This window comes from Cytobacillus sp., assembly GCF_032154635.1.
In the GTDB taxonomy this organism is placed as follows: Bacteria; Bacillota; Bacilli; order Bacillales; family Cytobacillaceae; genus Cytobacillus.
This window is the reverse complement of sequence record NZ_JALDXW010000028.1, coordinates 1-23,576: the sequence shown is the minus strand read 5'-3', so window position 1 is coordinate 23,576 and position 23,576 is coordinate 1. Positions and strand designations below refer to the sequence as shown.

Here is a 23,576-nt window from a genome sequence, read left to right as displayed (position 1 = left end):
GAACATTATTTTGAATTTGAAACAAATCCAGCCGAAAAAGCTGAAGGGTCAAGACAACGATTCAACAAATTTCTTCAACTCTTTCTTGTATTCTAACAAATTATCCATATATTTTTGATTACATTATTGTATTCCATTGTAACAATTTTAATAATAGGAAAATATTCATGCGCTTTTCTATCTGAATATCCGCTTTTCAATCATATAAAACATGCGCATTGAATGAAATTCGTCAGGATATAGGTTTTTTTGTCGCATTCGAACGGCTCCTTTCATTGTCCCTAATTGATTTACCCAAAAGAAATCAGTAAAATAAGGAATAACTATATCGAATAGAAAGGCTGATACAGGTTTGGAAAATAATTCATCCAATTTTATTAAAAATATTATGATTGAAGATTTGGAGACTGGAAAGCATAAAGAAATTATTACTCGCTTTCCTCCTGAGCCGAATGGATATCTTCATATCGGTCATGCCAAATCGATTATTATTAACTTTGGTCTTGCAGATGATTTTGAAGGAAAAACAAATTTACGCTTCGACGATACGAATCCATTAAAGGAAGACCAAGAATTTGTAGATTCGATTAAGGAAGATGTCAAGTGGCTTGGGTATGAATGGGATGAACTTCGCTTTGCATCTGATTATTTTGAAGAAATGTATAATCGTGCAGTCCTTTTAATCAAAAAAGGAAAAGCATATGTTGATGAATTATCACAAGATGAGATCCGTGAATACCGCGGTACACTCACAGAACCTGGAAAAGACAGCCCGTATCGCAATCGTACAACTGAAGAAAATCTTGATTTATTTGAGCGTATGCGCAATGGTGAATTCGAAAACGGCAGTAAGGTTTTGCGGGCAAAGATTGATATGGCTTCACCAAACTTAAACATGCGTGATCCGGTTATTTACCGAGTAGCACATGCGACTCATCACAATACTGGTGATAAGTGGTGCATTTATCCGATGTATGCCTTTGCCCATCCGCTTGAAGATGCAATTGAAAATGTCACTCATTCAATTTGTACGACTGAATTTGAAGATCAGCGCCCGTTATACAACTGGGTTGTTGAGGAATGTGAAATGGAAAGCAAGCCTCAGCAAATTGAATTTGGGCGCCTGAATATCACGAACACGGTCATGAGCAAGCGGAAACTAAAGCAGCTTGTAGATGAAGGCTTTGTCGATGGCTGGGATGACCCGCGCATGCCAACAATTTCTGGTTTAAGAAGAAAAGGCTTTACACCAGGAGCCATTCGTGAATTCGTTAAAGCAACTGGTGTTTCAAAAGGCTCTGGAGCTGTTGATGAGGCAATGCTAGAGCATTTCGTCAGAGAAGACTTAAAGCTTAAAGTACCGCGTACAATGGGCGTACTAAATCCATTGAAAGTAGTTATTACAAACTACCCAGAAGACAAAGTTGAGATGCTTGACGCTGAAATTAACCCTGAAAATCCTGAAATGGGTTCTCGTCAAATCCCATTCTCGCGAGAAATTTATATTGAACAGGATGACTTCATGGAGGATCCTCCGAAAAAGTACTTCCGCCTCTTCCCTGGCAACGAAGTACGTTTAAAGCATGCATACTTCATTAAATGTAATGATGTCATTAAAGATGAAGATGGCAAGGTCATTGAGATTCACTGCACATATGATCCTGAGACAAAGAGCGGAACGGGCTTTACCGGCCGTAAAGTAAAAGGAACGATCCACTGGGTAGATGCAAAAAATGCCATTCCAGCAGAGTTTCGTTTATACGAACCACTTATCCTGGACGAACAGATGAACGATGAAATGCCTGAAGGGAAAACATTCCTTGACTACGTCAATGCAAACTCTCTTGAAATTGTTCAAGGGTTTGTTGAGCCTAATATGAAGGATGTTGAGCCGCAGGATAAATTCCAGTTTTTCCGTCATGGCTATTTTAATGTGGATCCAAAGCATTCTACTTCAGAAAAAGCGGTATTTAACCGCATTGTTTCATTAAAGAGTTCATTTAAATTATAAAAACATCTAAGCAATTGGGAAGAAATAAGGAGGAATTCAGGTGACAAATCAACAGAACAATCAAGAGCTGCCAGCAAAAACATGTACAATTGATAAATTAGTAACGGTTCCTGAAGATATTGAGAGAGTACTTGCAGGCAAAAAAACAGCTACTCGCCGTAATGGCCGTTATGCAGACATCGGTGAGATCATGACTCTTCAGGGGAAAGACTTTGTCGTTGAAAATGTTTATTCTCAAGCACTTGGTGAGTTAACGGATGAACATGCCAAGCAAGAGGGCTACGAAAATGTAGAGGAGTACAAAGAATCCATTCTTTCTTTTCACCCAGGTATGCCATGGCTGCCGCAAATGAGAGTGTGGGTACATGAATTCCGTCCTGTCTCGGAGTAATGGACACACTCTATCGATTTATTGTTTACCTGCATGTAGGCAGTGCGGTTTTCTCCATTGGACCCTTCATTATCTTGATTCCAATTGTTAGAAAGCTTCGTTCTGCCGACACTAATGTTCAACAAGCCTATATTGATATCATTCGTTTTTCCGTTAGACTCGTTAAACATGCAGGGCATGTTTTAGTGGGGAGCGGCGTTTTACTTATGATAATGGGTCCTTGGACATGGAAAACATCGTGGATCATCGCTACCTTAATTGTCATGTTCGGTTCTATATTTTTCTTGGCTCGTGCCTATACACCTACCCTTCGTGTATTTTTTGAACCAAAACAAGACCAGCACAAATTAATCAAAAAACTCTCATGGTCAAGCTGGCTTTATCTCATTCTACTTATGATCATGCTTTGGTTTATGGTTGCTAAGCCAGTGCTTTGGTAAAAAAACGATAATAATGGTCAGTCTCATGTAGAGGCTGACCATTTTTTTAAGATAAGGTTTTTAACTTATAAGTCAGAGAATTGTCTAGGTCACAAGCCAATCCTCCCACAAAGGTAAAAACACCTTTCCGGAAGCCTGGTCTTGTACTTGTCGGGAGTAAACAAAGCGATTGCGCATTTCTATTAAGGGATATTATTTTCTTTTTAGTAGACTAGTGAACTATAATAAACTTATAAAATGACGAATTAATTGAAACTTTTTACACATATAAACGTTTATAAACTAACTGCGCTATTTAAAGGAGTGTATGATTGTGGGCGTTACTTTACGTAAAGGGCAAAAAGTAGATTTAACAAAAACCAATCCGGGTTTGGAGATGGTTGTTGTCGGATTAGGGTGGGATGTTAGTAGTGGCCATTCAAACTATGATTTAGATGCTTCTGCATTTTTAGTCGGTCCATCCGGAAAAGTTCAAAGTGATCTTGATTTCGTATTCTATAATAATCCATCAGGCGGAAACGGCTCGATTATTTATAGCGGCGATAACAGAACAGGAGCTGGTGCAAACGATGATGAGCAAATCAAAATTGAACTGAATAAAGTTCCTCCATCCATTCACCGCATCGCCTTCACTATTACGATCCATGATGCCCAAGCAAAAGGGCAAAGCTTCGGACAAGTTTCAAATGCCTATGTAAGGATATTTAACGCATTTACGAATGAAGAATTAATTCGCTTTGATCTTGGACGTGATTTCACAGTGGAAACGGCCATTGTCGCTGCTGAACTATACCGCCATAATGGTGAATGGAAATTTAATGCCATTGCGAGTGGGTTCCAAGGCGGTTTAGCAGCACTATGCCGTAATTTCGGCGTAACTGTTGATGATGAGCCATCTGTACAGCCTGCATTCCAGCCAGGATACCAGTCGCAGAATAGTTCAGCCTTTGGGGGCACACAAGCATTTAATACTCAGCAAAACACAGGATACAATCAGCCTGGTTTTGGCCAGTCAACTCACCAACAAAGTACATTAAATCAACCAGGGTTTGGACAAAACGGACAATACAATTCTCATTATAATCAGCCTGGAGGAATCGGACAAGCTAATCCATCTTATAATCAGCCTGCTTATGGCGGACAGCAAGGTTATTCGCCAAGCTATAGCCAGCCTACATATGGTCAGCCCCACTCTTCCAACGCCTATGGGGGTGACAATATTAATTGTATTCGCTGTGGGTCTTCCAATGTTAGAACTGGAGAAAAGGGCTTTGGTCTTGGTAAAGCAGCGATTGGCGGACTTATTCTAGGACCTGTAGGACTATTAGGCGGATTTATTGGAAAGAACCAATTAAAGTTCACCTGTAACAACTGCAGCCATTCCTGGTCTCCGAATCAGACCGATTATGCTCAATGGGCAAATCAGCAAAAAAGAAGAGCACAAGAGCTATTTACCCGCTATAAGAGTCAAGATGTTATGGATGCAGTAGTAGCTGCCTGTGCACTCGTAGCACTTGCTGATGGCAGACTCGATCAAGCTGAACGCCAAAAAATGATTGAATTTGTCAATCAGAGCGAAGAATTAAGAGTGTTTGATACGAATAAAGTCATTCAACAATTTAATTTCTTTGTACAAAAAATTGAAAGAGATTCTATTATTGGACGTGCAGAGGCATTCAAAGCTTTAGGGCGTATTCGATCAAAGCCAGAAATTGCTAGATTAGTTGCCCGTTATTGTATAGCTATTGGGTATGCAGATGGTCATTTTGACCCAAGCGAGAAACAAATCGTGACTGAAATATGTATGGAGCTTGGCTTAAATCCACATGAATTTTTGTCATAACTTGAAAAGCGGAAGTGCTCTGCGCTAGACAGTTCTCAAATTCGAAAAAATAGATAATACTTCTGCAAAAAGAGGGCGATCCTTGTTGGATCCTCCTCTTTTTGCCATAGTATGTAAATGGAGGGATTGCGATGCACAAGAGAAAACTTGTCATTACCCAAAATCTAGGCAACGGTCTCATTGATAAAATTAGAGAGATCATTCCTGACTGGGAAATTATTATTGGGAAAGAAAAAAGCATCTGGACTGACCATTTAAATGAGGCAGAAGTTATTGTTAGCTGGAAGAAGGAAATGGAGGGGATGATATCTAATCAGTCTAAACTCCGCTGGCTGCAAGCCTGGTCTGCTGGGGTTAATAGCTTGCCATTACATGAATTAGAAGCTAAAAATATACATACAACCTCAGCAAATGGCGTTCACGCCTATCCAATCTCAGAAACGATCTTCGCCCTTATGCTAGCATTAACACGTAAAATCCATACATATGTAAAGAACCAACAAACAAAAATATGGGATCATGCAGGCTTAAATCTTGAAATACATGGAAAAACCATTGCCATACTAGGGGTTGGCGCTATCGGCAAAGAAACAGCAAAAATCGCCAAGGCATTTGGCATGGAAGTCATTGGCTTCCGGCACTCTGGAAAACCTGAGGAATATGTAGATACCATGTATACACTTGAACATTTAAATGACGTACTCCCACAGTGTGACTATGTCGCTGTTACGCTTCCTTATACAAAGGAAACCCACCGTCTATTTGGAATGGAGCAATTTAAATTGATGAAGCCTTCCTCTTTCTTCATTAATATAGGAAGAGGAAATATTGTTGTAGAACAAGAGCTTATTAAAGCTTTAAAAGATGGGGAAATTTCAGGAGCTGGTCTCGATGTTTTTGAAATAGAGCCTTTAAATGAAGGAAGCCCCTTATGGGAGCTTGAAAATGTTATCATTACTCCACACACATCTGGTTCAACAGAACATTATACAAAACGTGTGATAGAAGATATTTTCATCCCGAATTTAAAAAGCTATGTACAAGGGGGAACCCCAGCTATTAATTTAGTTGATTATAAAAAAGGATATTAATTAGACGTTATTAATGACTGACAAAAAGCAGTGCCACACCAAGGAGGCACTGCTTAAGAATTATCTAATATTTTTCTCATGGTAAGCTTGCTTATCTGCTTTAATCTTTTTGGCTTTTTTCGGCTTTGGTCCCATATTGTCAAATCGTGCTTGTTCATAAACAGCTGTTCCTACGATTTCAGCAACATCCTTCAGCTTTTCTTTACTAATTTTATCTATTGTATCTTCTGGCGTATGGTACCAAGGCTCAGTTGGACTATGAATGAATAATGCGGCAGGGATTCCAGCTTCTGCAAATGGAACGTGATCACTTCTTCCACCTTGTGAATATGGGGTCGGTGTTCCGTTCAATCTCGTACTTGAAGCTTGGGCAAGCTCAGTGACAAGGTTCGGCTGACCATCTAAAGTTGCCATTATTAAGTCCCCGGCATCCTTGCTTCCCACCATATCAAGATTAAAGTTTGCAATCATGCGATTTTTTTCATCATCTGAAAGGTTTGCAACATAGTGCGTTGAGCCAATCAAGCCTAATTCTTCAGCACCAAATGTAATGAAGCGAATTTCGGAATCAGTCGGTAAATCTTTAAACACCCGAGCGAGTTCAAGTGTCATTGCCGTTCCAGAAGCATCATCATTTGCTCCAGGCGCACCAGCTACTGAATCATGATGAGATCCTACTACAATCACATTATTCGTATCTTTCTTTTTATTCGTTGGCTTTTTCGTAGCGATTACATTATGGGAAACACTTTCCCCCGTTCTTGCACCTTCTATCTTTAAATCTGCTGTTAATGCTTGCCCATTGCTTAAGGCAGCAGCAAGCGCATCTCCCTCTGCTTTCGATAAAGCTGCTGCAGGAACATAGTTTTCATTTGCCTCTCCTAGTGTACCGTTCATGGCTCCTGATGTATTATTGTAAATTACAACACCAGAAGCACCTTTATTAGCTGCATTTAACACTTTTTCTGCAAATGAAATTTCTCCACGTTTAATCAAAGCAATTTTCCCAGTAAGATCTAAACCTTCTAAATCACTTGCCGTACCTAAACCCGCGTATACAAGTTCACCTGAAACCTCTCCGCTCACAGTGTAAGTAAAGGAATCTGGATTTAGCTTCCCATCATAACCGTTTACATTCAATTCAATCGTATGAGGAGGAGTATAGCCATAGAATGTAAATGGCTGCAGATCCACTTCATATCCATAGGATTCGAATTGCTCTTTAATAAACTTAACAGCATTATCTTCTGATACAGTACCTGCAACCCTAGGGGTTTTTGATAGAAATTCGATATTCTTATAAATATTTTCTACATTCAGCTTGTTAATAACCTTATGATCAAATACTTTAACAGGCTGATTCTGAGCAATTTCTACCGGTTTTGCGAAAACTGCCTGTGAACCAACTGCACCGAATGCTAATGTACTTGCTAGTACGATTGTTAAAATTGGCTTTTTCATAGACTACCTCCTAATAGATTAATAGATTCTATTAAGATATTAAAATATTTAAACAATTCTGATAAGAGCATTATATACTAAGTTTAGCTAGGCATAAACTTCTAATTACAAATAAATATGAACCGATCAGTCCATTAATCATGGGCAAGACTGCATAAAAAAAAACAGTCTCTACCAAATTGGTTCGAAACTGGTTTTTAGTAAAATTTATTTCATTATGTCATGGTCAACATAGCGCTCTCCATTTAATTCACTAATTACATTAATAGCTACTCTTGCGCCATCACCAGCTGTAATGATGGTATGCATACTTACTCCAGCAACTGTACCTGCCCCCCAGATGCCTTCAATATTTGTCTTACCATCCGTATCTAAGTCTAAAATTGTTTTAATGCGTGGCTCAGTACCAGGCTTTGTATGTAAACCAATTTTTTCAGCAAGATCTGTTAACATCCCTGTTGCAAAGATGACATGTTTCGATTCAAATGATTGATCACCCGTAAGAATTGTGAAGCCAGATTCAGTTTTCTCGATATTTTCAACGGTAGCTTCTATAAGCTCTGCCCCAAACTTTGCTGCTTGCTTTTTACCAACCTCAACCAATTCTGGTCCAGTAATCTCCATCACACCGTAATGGTTTTCAACCCATGCACGCTTTGTTACACTTTTGTCATTATCAATAACCAATACTTTTTTACCTGCTTTTGCAGCAAATAATGCAGCACTAGCACCTGTAGGGCCCGCCCCAATAATTGTTATATCAAACATGTTAGTTCCTCCTTTAAATATTTTCTATTTATAGACTATATAAAATAATACTAATTGTAAAATAATTTGTTTCGTAAGGCATTATCTGCTAATGCCCTTAATCCTCATCCTTTACATCTATGTCTTCTGGAATAGGTTCATTTAAAATTTCTTCTACTAATTCCTTATATTTTTCGACTTGCTGTAAATGAGTAGTGAATTGGTCTTTATTGATTAAATATTGCTCCCCATCATAAATCGCACGGATTCGTTTTTGCTGCACAAGGCTTTCAATATATGCTTCTGGATAAGAGAGATATTCAGCCGTTTCTTTAATGGTTAAATACATATTTAATTCATCCTTTTTTAAGTATATAAAGTTATTATAACAGACAAAAATGACCTTTTTCGAAAAATAGAAAGCAAAAGAAGCACATATGAATCAGAACATAAATTCATACGTGCTTCTTTACGTTACTTTCCTCAACCTTTAATTTCTAACAGTTTTTTTCTTAAATCACTTTCCATTGCTGCTAGTTCATTCTCTGCAAGACGGCGCTTATGACGGCCTTCCTCTTGAATCTTCAGCGTTTCCTCCAAGGTAGAAATTAGACTTTCCTGTGTTTTCTTCAATGTTTCTATATCAACGATTCCACGCTCATTTTCTCTCGCCGTTTCGATCGTGTTCGTTTTAAGCATTTCAGCATTTTTTAGAAGCAGTTCATTTGTTGTCTTAGACACTTGCTTCTGTGCCTCTACTGCATGACGCTGTCTAATTAAGGTCAATGCAATTGCTACTTGATTCTTCCAAAGCGGAATTGCAGTCATGATCGAGGATTGTATTTTTTCAATAAGTGCCTGGTTTGTATTTTGAATCAGACGAATTTGCGGGGCACTCTGGATTGTAACCTCCCGACTTAGCTTTAAATCATATAAGCGCTTATCCAATCGATCAGCAAATTGAATCATATCATTTACTTCTTGGAACTTCATTTGATCATTTGACTCTTCTGCCTCTTTTTTCAGTGCTGGGATCGTTTTTTGGTGCAATTCCTCAAGCTTAATCTCCCCTGCAGCAATATAGACATTCAATGCATGAAAATATTCCTTATTATTTTCATAGAGCTTTTCAAGCATCACGACATCTGATAAAAGGATATTTTTGCTGCGTTCTAGCTTCACACTAATTCGGTCAATTTGTGCCCCTGTTTTTTGATATTTGGATAGTGTTTCTTGGATGGAGCTTGATATCTTGCCAAACATACGTGCAAAAAAGGATGATGGCTGTGCTTGCAGATCATCAGGATTAACCTCATTAAATTTCTGCATTAATTCGTTAATAATTTCGCCGACTTCTCCAATGTCCTTCTTCTGAACATGTTCTAGCATTGAATGGGAGAAGGTTAATAGCTTGGATTGTGCCGGTGTACCATATGAAATCATTGCTTGGTGATTTTTCGGATCGATTTGTTCAGCAAGCTGGTAAGCCTTTATTCTGTTTTCCTCTGGGATCACATCAATAAGCCTAACAGGCTTCTCCTCCTTCTCTTTCATGCTTGGAAGCTCTTGATTGTCTCCAAATGGATTGGAGAGAAGGTCATCCATTAAATTTGCCTGACTTGTATTTTTCAACAGGGATGGATTGCTTTCACTCATTTTAATCGCCTGCTTTCATTATAATTTCGGGAATCTTTTATTGTTTTAATTGAATGCTTTGCTACGTCTATTTCAAAATTCAGGTGATCAATATCATCTGAAATGACTTGATACAAATCTTGCTCTACTAATGAAGATAGCTGTTCCAATGTCTTCCGTGTTTCATTTAAAGACTGATCGAGCTCATATGTCTTTTTTGGCTGAGCAGATAAGAAAACGTATTTCTCAGATAGCTCCACCGCCGAATCCAAATGAGAAAAATAAAATTGTTCTGCCTTGTAAAATCGCTTTGGCTCTTTTTTAGTTAAGGTGTATATTTTTCGTGTTGTTCGTGTAAAATCCACCCGCTGCTTTAATGACGGAAAATGGCGAATAGAAAGCAGCGATTTATGCAACCGATTGATTTTTCCTTTTGCTTCATCTAAATTCTTCTTAATATACTGGTACTCTTTTCTTGTTAATTGATGCTTTTTCAAAAAGCGCTTCTTCAAAACCATCCCACTTAACAAATAAGTAAGAAATCCAGCCAAAAGAGAAATAACACCCGATAGCATAAATGTTTGATCAAAGGCGAAAAAACTCAATAACCAAACAATAAAGGTCGTAGGGATGCTTAGTAACATTCGTAAAACAAAGACTAAGAACTGATTCATCTCACAATCGACTCCTGACATTTAATCCTTATTATTTATACGTATGAACGAAATCAAAGTTTCAGCTTAAAAAATAAAAACAATTCCATCCTTACCATTAAAGATACATGATATACACACTCCCTTCCATAGACCACAACCTTAAATATGACTAAGACTTAAGACGTATTTAGAAATACCGCAGCCAGTCATCGCCCTTAATTATTTCACCTACTTTTATCTGTTTAAACGGACGCTCTTAATTAAGTTACCTAGGCTTGATTGTTAGTCCATTTTTACTTTGGTAATAAAATTTACCAAAAAGTGATCATTTCCTAGTATAATTATCACACGAAAGGGGTAATATGAATGTTTTTCACCAAAGAGAGAAAAGGCAACAAAAGCCTGGTACAGCAAATAATTAACCAAGAAATAGGACATGTACATCTGGAAGTAGAAAAAGGTACTGATATTGCTATCCAATTAGAATTAATTGGTCTGACAAAGCAAGATTTAGCCATATTAAGTGGAATTAAACCAATTGTTGCTAAGCATATTAAAACCATTTATCAAGAAGCTCTCTCACATCCACATGAAGGAGTTAAAAAAATAACCGACACCTCACTTATAGGGATCACTTCAGAAATGAGCCAACAGTATGTCCTTAGCTTTTTTGAAGGAACTATAGATACTGAATATTGTCAGCGCCGAAAGCAGGTCGGCCAATTATATGTCCAGATAGGGGTGCAAATCCATTGGTTCATGTCCGTTTATAAATTATTAATGACACGAATTCTTGAATGCGTGTTTAAAGAATTACTCATTGACGAACATGATGCATTCCAAGTGTTTCTTGCTGTTTCTAAAATATTCAACTTAGAAAACCAGCTTGTTACCTCAGCTATGCAAATGACTATACAAGAAATGCTGGCAGGAAAAGAACGTGAAGCAAAAACAAATATAAAAGCATATGTTGGCGATTTTGTTGAAAACTTAGCTGCAATGACAGAAGAAACGGATGCATCCGTTGATCAGATACTTCAACAGACTGTTCTTATTTCCGAAACAGCTAAAATGAGCCTTCAAACTTCTGTATCTATGGAGATCCATTCTGAAAATGGGAAAGAGCAGTTGGACAAAGTGATTACTAACATGCACGAACTGAAAGAGAATGTTCAGCATATTACTAAATCAATTGATGAACTCGAAAAAAATTCCACTAAAATTGGTGAGATTGTTAATGTGATTACTGGCATTGCTGACCAAACCAATCTACTTGCACTAAATGCGGCAATCGAGGCTGCTCGTGCTGGTGAACACGGAAAAGGCTTTGCAGTGGTTGCTGATGAAGTAAGAACACTCGCTGAACAAACAAAGAAATCATCTTTTACTATTACAACCCTTGTTAAGGAGACCATATCACAAATTTCTGATGTTATAATGCAAATCAACACGATTAATCAAGTCGTTGACATTGGAAATACAGAACTAACAAATACAACCAATGTATTTGAAACTGTTTTACAGAACAGTATAGTTAATAAAGAAATGAGCGACAATACAGAAAAGGCTATTCAGGTTTTGTCTAATCTTCTAAGTCAAATTAATGATGCCATTTCAAAAATGGCTGATTCAACAGAGGAATTGAGGACAACTATATCTAATTTTTAACTATTTAAAAGTCTCGATAAACTAGCTTTATCGAGACTTAATTTATAATATTAACAGTTAGTTGATTTCAAAACGGATCGATCGATTGCCTCAGCAAATGTATGAATAATATCATCTACATGCTCAATTCCCACTGAGATTCGGACTACTTCTTCTGTGATCCCTAATGCCTTGCTTGCCTCCGGCGGTAACGCACGATGAGAGGTCGTAAGCGGATGAGAAACCGTTGTCTCAACTCCGGCTAGTGTTGGAACAATTTTTATCCAGGAAAGTGATTTGAAAAATTGTTGGATATCCACGTTCTTTGAGAGTTCAATCGATACCATCGCACCGTATCCAGATTCCATGTCATTAAACGGATAATAGACTTTAGCAACATTCGGGTTCTCTAAAAAGGCATCAGCTAGCTTTCTAGCGTTAAATGATTGGGCTTTCATGCGTAGTGCAAGTGTTTTTAATCCCCGGCATGTTAGCCACGCTTCAAAAGGACTTACATTCGCACCAAGATTTACGACCTTTGCTCGTGCTAAACGAACTAAATCTTCCCTGCCAACAACTACTCCTGCTGTAACATCGCTATGTCCGCCGATATACTTCGTTGCACTATGGATAACCAAATCAATACCTAATGGATAAGGATTACAATGAAATGGAGTGGCAAACGTATTATCTACAAGTGTAAATAGATGGTGTTTTTTGGCGAGAACTATAACTGCTTCTAAATTCTCCACTCTTAGCAGCGGATTTGTAATTGATTCTGTATAAAGAAGCTTTGTATTCGACTTTATCGCTTCTTCAACCTTAGATAGATTAGAAAATGATACAAAAGTCGTCTCAATGCCAAGCTGATTTAATTCCTCTTTAAGAAGATGAAAGCTCCCGCCATACAAATCATCCGCTGCAATTATATGATCCCCGCTTTTCACTACAGCAAGTACCCCTGCCAAAATAGCAGATAATCCAGATGAAGTCGCGACACCAGCTGGAGCACCTTCCATTACTGCAACAGCCTGCCCGAGCTCATCCGTATTCGGGTTTCCTGTACGAGAGTATAAATAATTCCCCTCTCCTTGATAAAATCCTTCTAAATCATCCAGATTATCAAATGTAAACGCAGATGTTTGATAAATCGGTGTAATCTTGCTTTTTATCAGCTTTTTTTCCTTATTAACACTATGCAATAACATGGTCTCAAACTTTTTCTCCAAAACACTCACCTTCCTTTTTAGGTGCCTGGCACCGCTCGTGGACATTTCTATTATTTATGTACGCCTCTGACGGACATAATCTCATATGATTGATGAATGTTTCTATTATAAGCCCCTGGCTATACTTTTTCATTAATGATAAACACTTATTTAAAAAAATAGTTGATTTCCTCGTGATCAACTGGCATGCTTAAGAGACTTTAAAGTAAAAGAAAAGCAGGTGGCTTAAATATGATTGAGATCAAAACATCCACACTAAGTGATGGGGAATTCAATAGAGGTGTATTTGCGACACGGAATATAGCAAAGGGCGAGCTTATACATGAAGCACCTGTTATTGCTTATCCAAACAAAGAGCATGAATTTATCGAGAAAACGATACTTGCCGATTATGCATTCGAATATGGCAAAAATCATAGCGCCATTCTTCTAGGGTATGGCATGCTATTTAACCATTCATATCAGCCGAATGCCACATATGATATTAACTTTGATAACCATACATTTGACTTTTATGCCTATACAGACATAAAAGCAGGAGAGGAAATCCTGATTAATTATAATGGGGATGTCGATGATATGGATCCATTATGGTTTAATAAAGAATAAAATCAGAAGGGACATTCGCTTGTGCGAATGTCCCTTTCTTTTTGTCTTATATTAGTTCTCTGCTAATTTTGTTGTAACCTTTTCATCTGCTTTTTTCATCATCGGATCTTCCGCTTGTTTTGCCCGCTTAATAAAGAAGGCAAGAACAATTGCAACAGCTGCAATCCCTGTTGCCACTAAGAATGCGTCATTAATTCCCTCTAGCATTGCTTTCATTGCAATTTGCTGCTTCATTTCTGCTAGAACGGCTTCAGTTGGTTGAGCCGTCAAATTTTTCATCGCATCCTCAGCTATTTCAGTTGCATGTGTTTCTGTACGAGTTGACATAACAGTAACTAATAGTGCTGTGCCAATCGCTCCTGCTACTTGGTTCAATGTATTGTTCATCGCTGTGCCATGTGGATAGAAACGTGCTGGCAATTGATTTAATCCATTTGTAGAAACTGGCATCATAACCATTGACATTCCAAACATCCGTACAGAGTTTAGGATCACTAAATACGTATACGTCGTTTCATCTGTTAATTGGCTAAAGAAGTACGTTGTTACTGTCATGATGATTAATCCAGTAACTGCAAGAATACGTCCGCCGAATTTATCAAATAGTTTCCCTGTAATTGGTGACATAAAGGCCATAACAAGCGCCCCTGGAAGCATCATTAATCCTGCATCCATTGGGGAAATTCCACGAATTGTTTGAACATAAATTGGAATTAACAGCATACCAGCAAACATAGCCATATTCACAATCATCGTAATTGATGACGATAAGGCAAACATTGGATATTTGTAAACCTTGAAGTTAAGCATTGGACGTTCCATTTTTAACTGACGTAAAATGAACCATACAAGTGAAATAACTCCTATCGCAATTGTTCCATAGACATGAGGACTATCCCATCCTTTGCTGCCTGCAGAGCTAAATCCGTATAAAATACCACCAAAACCAACACTTGATAAAAGAAGCGAAAAAATATCAAGGCGGATATCCACTTTCCCCTTTTTATCCTTAAGTAAGAAAAAGCCAATTAAGATAATAACAACAGCAATTGGCGTGACAAAGTGGAATAGCATTCTCCAATCATAATGTTCAATAATCCATCCGGATAATGTTGGACCGATTGCCGGTGCAGCCATTAAAATTAATCCGAATACCCCCATGGCTGCTCCTCTTTTTTCAACTGGGAAGCTCACAAGCATCACATTCATTAATAAAGGCATCATAATTGCCGAACCCGAAGCCTGAAGCATCCTGCCTGTTAATAATATTGGAAATGAATGTGCAATCCCAGCCACAAGCGTACCTATTGTAAATAAACACATAGCTACTAAGAATAGACGACGTACGGAGTATTTTTCAATTAGGAATGCTGTTGCAGGAATCAGGATTCCGTTTACGAGCATAAAGCCGGTTGTAAGCCACTGTACTGTTGAAGCATCAACCTCAAGATCAGTCATGATTGAAGGCAATGCTACATTTAATAACGTATTATTCAAAAAAGCAATAAAAGCACCAATCATCAGGACAGCTATTATCCCATACGGTGGACGATCAGTCTTTTTTATGGAATGGTCCATGTTGTTTCCCCCTATATACATTTAGTTCATTATTTTGTACTGCTGTTTCACATAAGCTATATCATAAACCATGAGTTCAAATTATGCAATTAAAAAATACCTTGATATTTATGTGTTTGTATAAATCTAAGAAATAATATACTATAAGTTTTATACAGGTAGTTCAACAATTATTAAAGGTGATTATATGAACGCTAGGAAAAAACATGTGATAAAAATGGCTCACCAATTATTTATCGACAAAGGCTTTCAAGCAACTTCCATTCAAGACATATTAGAATATAGCGGTATTTCTAAAGGAACATTTTATAATTATTTTTCGTCTAAAAATGAATTATTAATCGCTATTTTTAATACAATCTATAAAGATTTAGAAAAGGAACGGAATGAATTATTAATTGGCCAGGACCCTTCTAATATTGAAATCTTTATTAAGCAAGTTGAATTACAGTTAAAAACAAACCGAACAAGTAAATTAGTCTCCCTTTTCGAGGAGGTCTTTGTTTCCAATGATGAAGATCTTAAGCAATTTATCAAGCGCGGACATTTGCGGATGCTTCACTGGTTATTCCATCGGTTCATTGATCTCTTTGGAGAAGAAAAAAGACCTTATTTATTGGACTGCTCGATTATGTTCACAGGGATACTTCAGCATAACCTTAAATATGACGCCCTGGCAAACCAATCGCATGCCAGTATTCATAGAGTCGTTCGATATAGTGTCGAGCGTATTATTAAGATGGTTGAAGAGGTAGCAGAATCTGGCGACCAGTTAGTTCAGCCTGAGCTAATAGAAAGCTGGGTCCCTGTTTGCAAGAAACTGGACCGATCTTTTCAGCAAAAGCTTTATCATACAGTATTAGCTTTAAAAAAGGCACTTAACCATAATGAAGAGCACACACAGCACATAGAGCTATTGGATTTTATTCAAGAGGAGTTGCTCCACTCAAAGAGTCCAAGGAGATTTCTAGTGGATAGCGCGTTATTCTCTATAAAAACAAATCAATTAGTCCTTGGAAAAATTGAACTTGAAAAGCTTGAACAGCTTGTTTCTGATTTTTTCGGGCAAATAGAAGAATAACATATAAAATAATTAGGAACCAGTTTTACTTGCCAATGCCAATGCAAGAACTGGTTCCTCATTTGCTTATTAATGAAATATCCCACTTTCATTTGACTTTTTTCTTAATTTATACAGAATCCTATTCATCGGTTCTTTCAAAAATAACCCTATAAGAATAGCAGCTGCAGCAAAGATGAGCAGGCAAAGGATATCCATTCTTACGTTTACCCAGACAATCCCTCCAACCGCTTCACGCATTAAATCAATAGAGTAAGTAAATGGCAAAAACGGGTTGATGATTTGAAAAAATCTTGGAACTAATTGTACCGGATAGGTTCCTCCTGCTCCTGCAATCTGTAAGACAAGAAGTACAATCGCCATCGCTTTGCCAACATTCCCGAATATCGAAACAAGCGTATAAACAATAAGAATAAAAACAAAGCTAGAAAGCAGTCCAAATAAGAGAAACCAGCCAGGACTATGGATATAAATATTCTTCAATATGAAAATATCTCCTAATGTGACGATTAATGTTTGTAAAAAGCTAAAGGTCCAAAAGGTTAAAAATCGGCCCAGATAGATTTCATGACTTTTATATTTCTCATAGTGGGCAGGATCAACAGACAATAAAGAAATTAATAGCAAACACCCGACCCAAATAGCTAAAACAGTATAAAAAGGATTCATGCCTGAACCATAGTTTGGCAATGAAAATAAGAGGCTGCTTTCAATTTTCACTGGATTAGCCAAAAAGTTACTTTCTAAATTTGGATTATTTCGCAGAATGTCTATAATCTCATTAAGATTTGTTTCCTTCTGCAGCCTTTCTATCGTGTTAGCTAACTCTCCCACTTTTTGGGCGATCATTGGATATTGCTCGTTCGCATCTTTTAAAACCTTCTCCCCTTTATGGATAGTACCAGAAGCATTTTTTAATTCACGATCGATAGAAGGAAGAGTCTGAACGAATTCATTTAATATTCCTCTCGCATTTTGAAGAATTTGTTTTGTTTTTAGGACTTCATCTGCAATAACCGACTCAATTTTTTTAATATCCGCTTCGCTGATTGGACGTAATACTTGCTGAACATTGTTAATAATAGCTTTGAAATGATTCATTTGATCTTGAGACGGGATCTTCCCAGCTGCTAAAATATTCCGCATTTCCGCCGATACAGTCTCCGCATTTTTAAAATTTGTATGAATTTGCTCAAGATGGTTTCTATGCCTTTCAATGATAGCCCTTGTTTTTTCATTGATCGGGTGATCTTTAGTTATATTCAATGCTTGATTTAATTTTTTTTGGATAGTTGCGGAAATCTCCCCGCCCCTGATTAAAAGTGGTTCAATCTTCCCCAGCACTGTTTGCAGCTTTTGAGGATCAACATTCATTGGCTGTACTTGATTGATTAGTGTTTCGGCAGAATCAGTCACCTTTTTTAGTGATTGTATATCCTCATGAATGTTTGGCTTTAGCGTATCGATTTCTGCTTCAGCACTAGTAATAGCCTGATTCGTTTTATCAATTATGGACAGACCTTCATTTGCTATCGTTTTTACTTTAGGGACAGCCCCTTGAACCTTACCTAGAATTTTGTCTGCATCCCCTGCATAGGATATGGATTGATCAAGCAACGCTTTCACTTCTGGAAGTTTTTTTTGGAGCCTGAATACGAAATCCTCAAATTGCTTTATAGCAGGAAGCTTATTTTCCAGTTCGATTCCAATCTGATTGAATATATCAAAAATTACGCCGTTGACCGTCGTAACAAATTTGTTACTGACTTGCTCGGCAATGGCACTAGCTCCTTTTGAAGTTATTTTTGGTGCAATAGCATTCTTTTTATCGTTCTCATAATATTCAATTGTTGCCTGTTGCTGTTTGTCGTTAACAATTGTTGCAAGATCCTTTGAAAATTCCCGAGGAATAATGATGGTTGCAAAATAATCCCCGGACAAAACTTTTTCCATTCCATGATTTTTATCTGTAAACTGCCATCCTAAATCTCGATTATTCTTTAACTCCTTTACAATCTCCTCTCCCGCATTAAATGAGACTCCGTTGATTTCGGCACCACTGTCTTCATTAACTACGCCAACAAGGATATTTCTTGTATTTCCATAAGGGTCGATCGATGCCTGAATGTTAAACCAGGCATATAAGGACGGCAGCAGGATAAGACCTCCGACTACGATTGCCGCAGCCCAATTTGTGCTTGTCTTCTTCAGGTCGTTTGAATAAATACCCCATATATTTTTCATCAGGCACCTTTCCTTTCTATCCCCCACACATTTCCAGCTATTACATTAATGTGCATCGAATAAACACTTTTATACCCTATGCAGTTCCCCTGGAATAAAAAAAGAGATTAGCCTCAATAAGATGCTAATCTCTTCTTTTATCTATATAAATTCTGCGATATCTTTAACCGGAATACGAGTGGTTTTGAATGGTGGTGCTGCAGCTTTGCCTATTGCAATTAGCACAATGGGCATATAACGTTCAGACACATTAAACCTTTCGATAAATTTCACCTTATCAAAGCCACCCATTGGTACAGTGTCATACCCTTTTTCTTTTGCAATGAGCATAAGCTGCATTGATACTAATCCAGCATCAAAAGAGGCGATATTTTCTCTGACTTCTTCTGATAGATTTGGGTACAAGCTATTTGCATTGTTCATTAAACGATTCATATTTTCTTCATCCATATAGCCTGCCTCATAGCCGCTTCGATAAACCTTTTCAATATTCTTATACATTTCCTTATCACCTAACACTGCGATAACAGCAGAAGATGTCTCAATTTGCTCTTGGTTATTAGCAATCAATCGAAGTTCCTTTTTCACTTCTTCGTTATCGATGATGATAAATCGCCATGGCTGAAGATTACTAGAAGAGGGGGCTAAGATGGCCCCATTTAAAATGTCTTCCATTTCATCTCTTGAAATTTTATAATTAGCATCATATTTTCTAACAGAATGACGTTCCTTTATAACAGTTGATACGCTTTGGTCTGTTTTAAATGACATTGTTTTTCCTCCTAGTTGCGTTTACTTACTAATAGTAAGTTTGAATACAGCTTACTATTAGTATGTAAATAGGTCAAGTAAAAATACATTTGTGATAGAATAGAGAGAATTAAGATATTAAATGGGGTTATTATATGAGTGATTCAATGCTTGAAAAGAATAATCAAAATGTTTGCCAGAATATATGTAATGACTTCCATAGCACCATCGAGTTTCTTGGAAAACGTTGGATGGGCATGATTATTTATAGCTTATTTTCAGGGCCAAAACGCTATCACGAAATCATGGATAACATTCCTGGGATATCAGACAGATTATTAACTGAGCGATTACGGGACTTAGAAAAAGAAGGATTGATTGTAAAGAGGATTCTATCTGCCCCAAAAAGGAAAGTTGAATATGAATTGACCCAGTCTGGAAAAAAACTTGAAGATGTGTTTATAACAATTATCGCGTGGACACAAGCCAAGAATGAATCATAAATTGATACAAAAAACCTCCTATAATAAATAATAGGAGGTTTTTTGTATCAATACCCATTCATTACTTCTTTTTGTTCTTCTTAGTCAATCTGCCCAATACGAATGCTCCAGCAGCTACACCAAGCACTGTGTTAGTCTTTTTATTAAACACTTGTTTTGCAACAAGATTTAAATTTTGCGGTCTTTCCGCAAGGCGTCTCATGAAATATCCATACCAATCTTTTCCAAAAGGGACATACGTACAGAAATTATAGCCTTCACTTGCTAATTTAAGCTGAAGCTCTTTTCTGAAACCGTATAGCATTTGGAACTCAAATTTATCATTTGGAATATCATTCTTTTTCACGAAGTCTTTTACATGATTGATGATATTATGATCATGAGTAGCAATGGAAGTAAATTTGCCATTTAACAAGTGCCATTCAATTAGTTTAATAAAGTTGGCATCAATTGCTTTTTTATCTTGATAAGCCAATTCTTCTGGTTCTTTATATGCACCTTTTACAATACGAAGGCGGTAATTTTTATATTTTTGAATATCCTCTTCCGCACGGAAGAAATAAGCTTGAATAACTGTTCCTACATTATCATATTCCTTTGAAAGCTCATCAAGAATATCGAATGACGGATCTAAATGTCCATGGTCTTCCATATCAAAGTTTACAAAAATTCCATAGCTGCTTGCTCTGTCTACAATTTCTCTTAGATTATTCAGACAGAAATGGTAATCAATATCTAATCCTAATTGAGTAGGTTTTAATGAGATATGTGCATCAACTTGGTGTTCATGAATCGCTTCAATCACATTAAGAATTTGTTCTTTTGCTTCAGTTGCCTCTTCTTCTTTAAAAACAAATTCGCCTAAGTTATCCACTGTACAAGAGATCCCATGTGCATTTAATTCTTTAATGCTCTTAATGGTTTCTTCTATATTTGTTCCCGCTACGACACTTTGCGCCCCCAACTTTAGCCCGTACTTCTTCGCAGCACTATTTAGAAATTGGTTTTGTGATAGGCCGATAAAAAAATCTTTCAACATAGCGATTACTCCCAACTATTTTATTTTTCAGAGTAATTATATCACACGTATTCGACAAAAATCGATTGCTGAAATATTTAAAAAATAATTATATTCGCTCTCTATTATATTCCTTTATCTAAGTTTAGGAAACTTTGTTATTATTTAGCCGTATTATTAAGCTACAATGTAATTAGATCTTGTACCGAATAAGGAGGAGCTATGAAAACTTTAGTACGCGGGGAAAAAATAAAACTCTCAGACCTTACTGCGCTTACTCAATTACAAGTAGAAATGAATGTTACATCCAGCTTTGAAATCGATATTACTTGTTTTGGTTTAAATGAGGAAAAAAAACTTCTTGATGACCGTTATATGATTTTCTATAACCAATTACAATCACCTTCTAACGAAATTCAACTCCAATCCCATCGCAGTGGCGGGGGAACATTCCTTATTGACTTGCCTAAACTGCCCACCTCCGTTCGGCATCTTGTATTCACAGCGACGATTGACGGAAATGGGACTATGGGGATGATTTCAAGCGGATCTTTCGTTATCAAAGCAAATGGTGAATCAATACTTACCTATTCATTTAATGGCAATGATTTTAAGAATGAGAAAGCAATCATTATAACCGAAATCTATTATAAAGATGGATGGCGGATTTCTTCAGTTGGCAGAGGGTTTGATGGGGGGCTTGCAGCGCTATTGAAGGATTTTGGCGGTGAGGTTGCAGAAGAACAAGCACAATATGCTCCTCAAGCAACACCGACACCGCTGCCGTCAGCTCCTTCTGCTCCAGTCAACAGCAAAAAAATATTACTTGAAAAGAAAATGGAAGTACAAGCTCCTAAAATTCTCGATCTTTCCAAAAAAGCTAAGGTTTCTTTAGAAAAAGTTGGGCTGCAAAATCATCATGCAAAGGTGGCTTTATGCTTAGATATATCTGGTTCAATGTCCGGACTTTATCGATCTGGGAAGATTCAAGAATTTGCGGAACGGATCTTAGCGTTAGGCACTCGCTTTGATGATGATGGATCGATTGACATTTTCTTATTCGGTGCAAATGGTCATGAAGCAGGAGAACTAACCATTGATAATTTTAACGGATTCGTCAATCAGCTGATTAAACGTTACCCTTTAGAAGGCAGCACGTACTATGGTAAAGTGATGAAATTGATCCGTCAGCATTATTTTGGCTCAGCAAGCAAACGGAAGCAGCCGATCTCTATGGAAGTGCCTGTCTATGTCATGTTTGTAACAGATGGATCAACCTTTGATGAGAAGGAAACAATCAACCATATCCAAAACTCCTCCTACGAACCGATCTTTTGGCAGTTTATGGCTATAGGGAAATCCAATAAAGGACTTAAAGGCCGTGGTTTCTTCCGTGCTTTTCAATCAGACTTTTCTTTTCTAGAGGAATTGGATAACTTATCTGGGCGATATCTTGATAATGCTGATTTCTTTAGTGTCGAAGACCCGCAGCACATTTCAGAAAACGAGCTTTATGATTTACTTATGAAGGAGTATCCAGAATGGGTAAAGGCAGCTGCTGATAAAGGATTAATTCAGAAGCAGTTTAGCCGAATGGAGATTTAATATACAAAAACACATTCCCTCATTTCAAAAGGGAATGTGTTTTTTTGCTAACAGTTAAATCAAATCGTAAATCTTTTGATCAAACCTTTTAACCCCTCAGCCATTTTGGCTAATACGGGACAGGGGGACAGGTTCCATGTCCCGTTTTCGGTGCAAAGGTTCCAAAATTGGATCCTCTTCATATCGTACTAATATGACTATTTTGGAGGTTTTTTTATGTACCATCACATTGTAAAACCTAATGAAACACTTTGGTCGATTTCCGAGGATTATCGGGTCCCTTTTCAAACTCTGATTCAAGCAAACCAAATCGTAAATCCTAATAGGATTAATGCGGGGCAATCCATTATTATTCCGGGACTGCCTAATCCCAATCAAATCCCATATTCTATTCATGTCTCCGTCAAAAATAAAACATTGACTTTAATGCGAAATCACACTCCGGTAAAAACATACCCTATTGCAGTCGGTAAAATACTTACTCAAACCCCAGTGGGTGACTTTGTTGTAATAAATAAAGCCCCTAACCCCGGTGGACCTTTTGGAACGATGTGGATGTCTCTCTCAAAAAAGCACTACGGAATACACGGTACAAATAATCCTTCTTCCATCGGGAAATCCGTTTCAAAAGGGTGTATACGAATGTACAATTCGGATGTAGAAGAGCTGGCCCGTACAATTCCGATAGGCACTCGGGTTTATATTCGGTAATTTATTTAAAACCAACTAGGCTAATATATTAAGAATCCAAGTCTGCGCTTGTTGGGGTCTTCATAACCTTGATGAACGACCCTTTCCTCATTTTCTAAGCTTGTTGGGGCTTTTATGACTTCGATGAACGACCGTTTCCTTATTTTCTGCGCTTGTTGGGGTCTTCATAAGCTCGATGATCGACCGTTCCTTCATTTTCTGCGCTTGTTGAGGCTTTCATTATCCCGATGAGCGACCGTTTCCTTTTTTTCTAAGCTTATTGGGGCTTTCATAACTTCAATGAACGACCCTTTCCTCATTTTCTAAGCTTGTTGGGGCCTTCATAA

Annotated in this window: 21 protein-coding genes; 11 read left to right on the top strand and 10 right to left on the bottom strand. The window is 37.5% G+C overall.

Annotated elements, in window-relative coordinates; translation table 11 throughout:
• Positions 1-352: 352 nt before the first annotated feature.
• The 5 genes from RUH74_RS17450 to RUH74_RS17430 all read left to right on the top strand — a co-directional run bounded on the left by RUH74_RS17450 (position 353) and on the right by RUH74_RS17430 (position 5,776).
• Positions 353-2,011, top strand: a complete 1,659-nt coding sequence (locus RUH74_RS17450; protein WP_313802267.1) for a glutamine--tRNA ligase/YqeY domain fusion protein — start codon at positions 353-355, stop codon at positions 2,009-2,011.
• Positions 2,012-2,051: 40 nt separating this feature from the next.
• A complete protein-coding gene (locus RUH74_RS17445) occupies positions 2,052-2,402 on the top strand; it encodes an ASCH domain-containing protein (RefSeq protein ID WP_313802265.1) in 351 nt (116 codons plus the stop codon).
• Positions 2,402-2,842, top strand: a complete 441-nt coding sequence (locus RUH74_RS17440) for a hypothetical protein (protein ID WP_313802263.1) — start codon at positions 2,402-2,404, stop codon at positions 2,840-2,842. Before RUH74_RS17445 ends, RUH74_RS17440 begins: the two co-directional genes overlap by 1 nt.
• 313 nt (positions 2,843-3,155) lie before the next feature.
• Positions 3,156-4,685, top strand: coding sequence for a TerD family protein (locus RUH74_RS17435; protein WP_313802261.1), 1,530 nt, complete (start codon positions 3,156-3,158; stop codon positions 4,683-4,685).
• A 131-nt stretch (positions 4,686-4,816) separates the two neighbouring features.
• Positions 4,817-5,776: a D-2-hydroxyacid dehydrogenase gene (locus RUH74_RS17430; protein WP_313802259.1), complete on the top strand. Its 960-nt coding sequence runs from the start codon at positions 4,817-4,819 to the stop codon at positions 5,774-5,776.
• A gap of 60 nt (positions 5,777-5,836) precedes the next feature.
• Here RUH74_RS17430 and RUH74_RS17425 read toward each other — a convergent pair whose 3' ends face one another.
• The 5 genes from RUH74_RS17425 to RUH74_RS17405 form a co-directional block, all read right to left on the bottom strand.
• A complete protein-coding gene (locus RUH74_RS17425; protein WP_313802257.1) occupies positions 5,837-7,237 on the bottom strand; it encodes a M20/M25/M40 family metallo-hydrolase in 1,401 nt (466 codons plus the stop codon).
• A gap of 207 nt (positions 7,238-7,444) precedes the next feature.
• Complete coding sequence (locus RUH74_RS17420) at positions 7,445-8,005, bottom strand: FAD-dependent oxidoreductase (protein WP_313802255.1); 561 nt, start codon at positions 8,003-8,005, stop codon at positions 7,445-7,447.
• 97 nt (positions 8,006-8,102) lie between these two features.
• Positions 8,103-8,333, bottom strand: a complete 231-nt coding sequence (locus RUH74_RS17415; RefSeq protein WP_313802253.1) for an excisionase family DNA-binding protein — start codon at positions 8,331-8,333, stop codon at positions 8,103-8,105.
• Between the two features lie 134 nt (positions 8,334-8,467).
• The gene (locus tag RUH74_RS17410) at positions 8,468-9,640 is read right to left on the bottom strand and encodes a toxic anion resistance protein (protein WP_313802251.1); all 1,173 of its coding nucleotides are present in this window, start codon (positions 9,638-9,640) and stop codon (positions 8,468-8,470) included.
• Positions 9,637-10,293 (bottom strand): 5-bromo-4-chloroindolyl phosphate hydrolysis family protein, encoded by a 657-nt coding sequence (locus RUH74_RS17405; protein ID WP_313802249.1) that lies wholly within the window; start codon positions 10,291-10,293, stop codon positions 9,637-9,639. The genes RUH74_RS17410 and RUH74_RS17405 overlap by 4 nt, the downstream gene beginning before the upstream one ends.
• A 348-nt stretch (positions 10,294-10,641) precedes the next feature.
• Between RUH74_RS17405 and RUH74_RS17400 the strand changes: the two genes are divergently transcribed.
• Complete coding sequence (locus tag RUH74_RS17400) at positions 10,642-11,943, top strand: globin-coupled sensor protein (RefSeq protein WP_313802247.1); 1,302 nt, start codon at positions 10,642-10,644, stop codon at positions 11,941-11,943.
• Between the two features lie 50 nt (positions 11,944-11,993).
• Here the strand turns inward: RUH74_RS17400 and RUH74_RS17395 are convergent, their stop codons facing one another.
• Positions 11,994-13,151, bottom strand: a complete 1,158-nt coding sequence (locus RUH74_RS17395; protein WP_313802246.1) for a trans-sulfuration enzyme family protein — start codon at positions 13,149-13,151, stop codon at positions 11,994-11,996.
• Positions 13,152-13,382: 231 nt separating this feature from the next.
• Here RUH74_RS17395 and RUH74_RS17390 point away from each other — a divergent pair, with 231 nt between their 5' ends.
• The gene (locus RUH74_RS17390; protein ID WP_313802245.1) at positions 13,383-13,760 is read left to right on the top strand and encodes an SET domain-containing protein; all 378 of its coding nucleotides are present in this window, start codon (positions 13,383-13,385) and stop codon (positions 13,758-13,760) included.
• A 51-nt stretch (positions 13,761-13,811) separates the two neighbouring features.
• Here RUH74_RS17390 and RUH74_RS17385 read toward each other — a convergent pair whose 3' ends face one another.
• Positions 13,812-15,338, bottom strand: a complete 1,527-nt coding sequence (locus RUH74_RS17385; RefSeq protein ID WP_313802243.1) for a DHA2 family efflux MFS transporter permease subunit — start codon at positions 15,336-15,338, stop codon at positions 13,812-13,814.
• 187 nt (positions 15,339-15,525) lie between these two features.
• On the opposite strand from RUH74_RS17385, the gene RUH74_RS17380 reads away from it, so the two are divergent.
• Entirely contained in the window at positions 15,526-16,419 is an 894-nt protein-coding gene (locus tag RUH74_RS17380; protein ID WP_313802241.1) for a TetR/AcrR family transcriptional regulator, read from the top strand.
• A 69-nt stretch (positions 16,420-16,488) separates the two neighbouring features.
• Here RUH74_RS17380 and RUH74_RS17375 read toward each other — a convergent pair whose 3' ends face one another.
• Together RUH74_RS17375 and RUH74_RS17370 are read right to left on the bottom strand one after the other, a co-directional pair.
• Positions 16,489-18,663 (bottom strand): YhgE/Pip domain-containing protein, encoded by a 2,175-nt coding sequence (locus tag RUH74_RS17375; protein ID WP_313802239.1) that lies wholly within the window; start codon positions 18,661-18,663, stop codon positions 16,489-16,491.
• A 141-nt stretch (positions 18,664-18,804) separates the two neighbouring features.
• Entirely contained in the window at positions 18,805-19,434 is a 630-nt protein-coding gene (locus tag RUH74_RS17370; RefSeq protein ID WP_313802237.1) for a nitroreductase family protein, read from the bottom strand.
• 134 nt (positions 19,435-19,568) lie between these two features.
• Here RUH74_RS17370 and RUH74_RS17365 point away from each other — a divergent pair, with 134 nt between their 5' ends.
• Positions 19,569-19,916 (top strand): winged helix-turn-helix transcriptional regulator, encoded by a 348-nt coding sequence (locus RUH74_RS17365; protein ID WP_313802235.1) that lies wholly within the window; start codon positions 19,569-19,571, stop codon positions 19,914-19,916.
• A 61-nt stretch (positions 19,917-19,977) separates the two neighbouring features.
• On the opposite strand, the gene RUH74_RS17360 is transcribed toward RUH74_RS17365, so the two are convergent.
• On the bottom strand, positions 19,978-20,955 hold the full coding sequence (locus RUH74_RS17360) for a proline dehydrogenase family protein (protein ID WP_313802233.1): 978 nt from the start codon (positions 20,953-20,955) through the stop codon (positions 19,978-19,980).
• A gap of 201 nt (positions 20,956-21,156) precedes the next feature.
• Here RUH74_RS17360 and RUH74_RS17355 point away from each other — a divergent pair, with 201 nt between their 5' ends.
• A complete protein-coding gene (locus RUH74_RS17355; RefSeq protein ID WP_313802231.1) occupies positions 21,157-22,539 on the top strand; it encodes a VWA domain-containing protein in 1,383 nt (460 codons plus the stop codon).
• A 216-nt stretch (positions 22,540-22,755) separates the two neighbouring features.
• Positions 22,756-23,250, top strand: a complete 495-nt coding sequence (locus RUH74_RS17350) for a L,D-transpeptidase family protein (protein WP_313802229.1) — start codon at positions 22,756-22,758, stop codon at positions 23,248-23,250.
• The last annotated feature ends 326 nt before the right edge of the window (positions 23,251-23,576 follow it).

Coding starts and splice junctions, on each gene's coding strand:
- RUH74_RS17440 (WP_313802263.1), top strand. CDS start 2,402: ATGGACACACTCTATCGATTTATTGTTTACCTGCATGTAGGCAGTGCG.
- RUH74_RS17430 (WP_313802259.1), top strand. CDS start 4,817: ATGCACAAGAGAAAACTTGTCATTACCCAAAATCTAGGCAACGGTCTC.
- RUH74_RS17425 (WP_313802257.1), bottom strand. CDS start 7,237: ATGAAAAAGCCAATTTTAACAATCGTACTAGCAAGTACATTAGCATTC.
- RUH74_RS17420 (WP_313802255.1), bottom strand. CDS start 8,005: ATGTTTGATATAACAATTATTGGGGCGGGCCCTACAGGTGCTAGTGCT.
- RUH74_RS17415 (WP_313802253.1), bottom strand. CDS start 8,333: ATGTATTTAACCATTAAAGAAACGGCTGAATATCTCTCTTATCCAGAA.
- RUH74_RS17410 (WP_313802251.1), bottom strand. CDS start 9,640: ATGAGTGAAAGCAATCCATCCCTGTTGAAAAATACAAGTCAGGCAAAT.
- RUH74_RS17405 (WP_313802249.1), bottom strand. CDS start 10,293: ATGAATCAGTTCTTAGTCTTTGTTTTACGAATGTTACTAAGCATCCCT.
- RUH74_RS17400 (WP_313802247.1), top strand. CDS start 10,642: ATGTTTTTCACCAAAGAGAGAAAAGGCAACAAAAGCCTGGTACAGCAA.
- RUH74_RS17390 (WP_313802245.1), top strand. CDS start 13,383: ATGATTGAGATCAAAACATCCACACTAAGTGATGGGGAATTCAATAGA.
- RUH74_RS17385 (WP_313802243.1), bottom strand. CDS start 15,338: ATGGACCATTCCATAAAAAAGACTGATCGTCCACCGTATGGGATAATA.
- RUH74_RS17380 (WP_313802241.1), top strand. CDS start 15,526: ATGAACGCTAGGAAAAAACATGTGATAAAAATGGCTCACCAATTATTT.
- RUH74_RS17375 (WP_313802239.1), bottom strand. CDS start 18,663: ATGAAAAATATATGGGGTATTTATTCAAACGACCTGAAGAAGACAAGC.
- RUH74_RS17370 (WP_313802237.1), bottom strand. CDS start 19,434: ATGTCATTTAAAACAGACCAAAGCGTATCAACTGTTATAAAGGAACGT.
- RUH74_RS17365 (WP_313802235.1), top strand. CDS start 19,569: ATGAGTGATTCAATGCTTGAAAAGAATAATCAAAATGTTTGCCAGAAT.
- RUH74_RS17360 (WP_313802233.1), bottom strand. CDS start 20,955: ATGTTGAAAGATTTTTTTATCGGCCTATCACAAAACCAATTTCTAAAT.
- RUH74_RS17355 (WP_313802231.1), top strand. CDS start 21,157: ATGAAAACTTTAGTACGCGGGGAAAAAATAAAACTCTCAGACCTTACT.
- RUH74_RS17350 (WP_313802229.1), top strand. CDS start 22,756: ATGTACCATCACATTGTAAAACCTAATGAAACACTTTGGTCGATTTCC.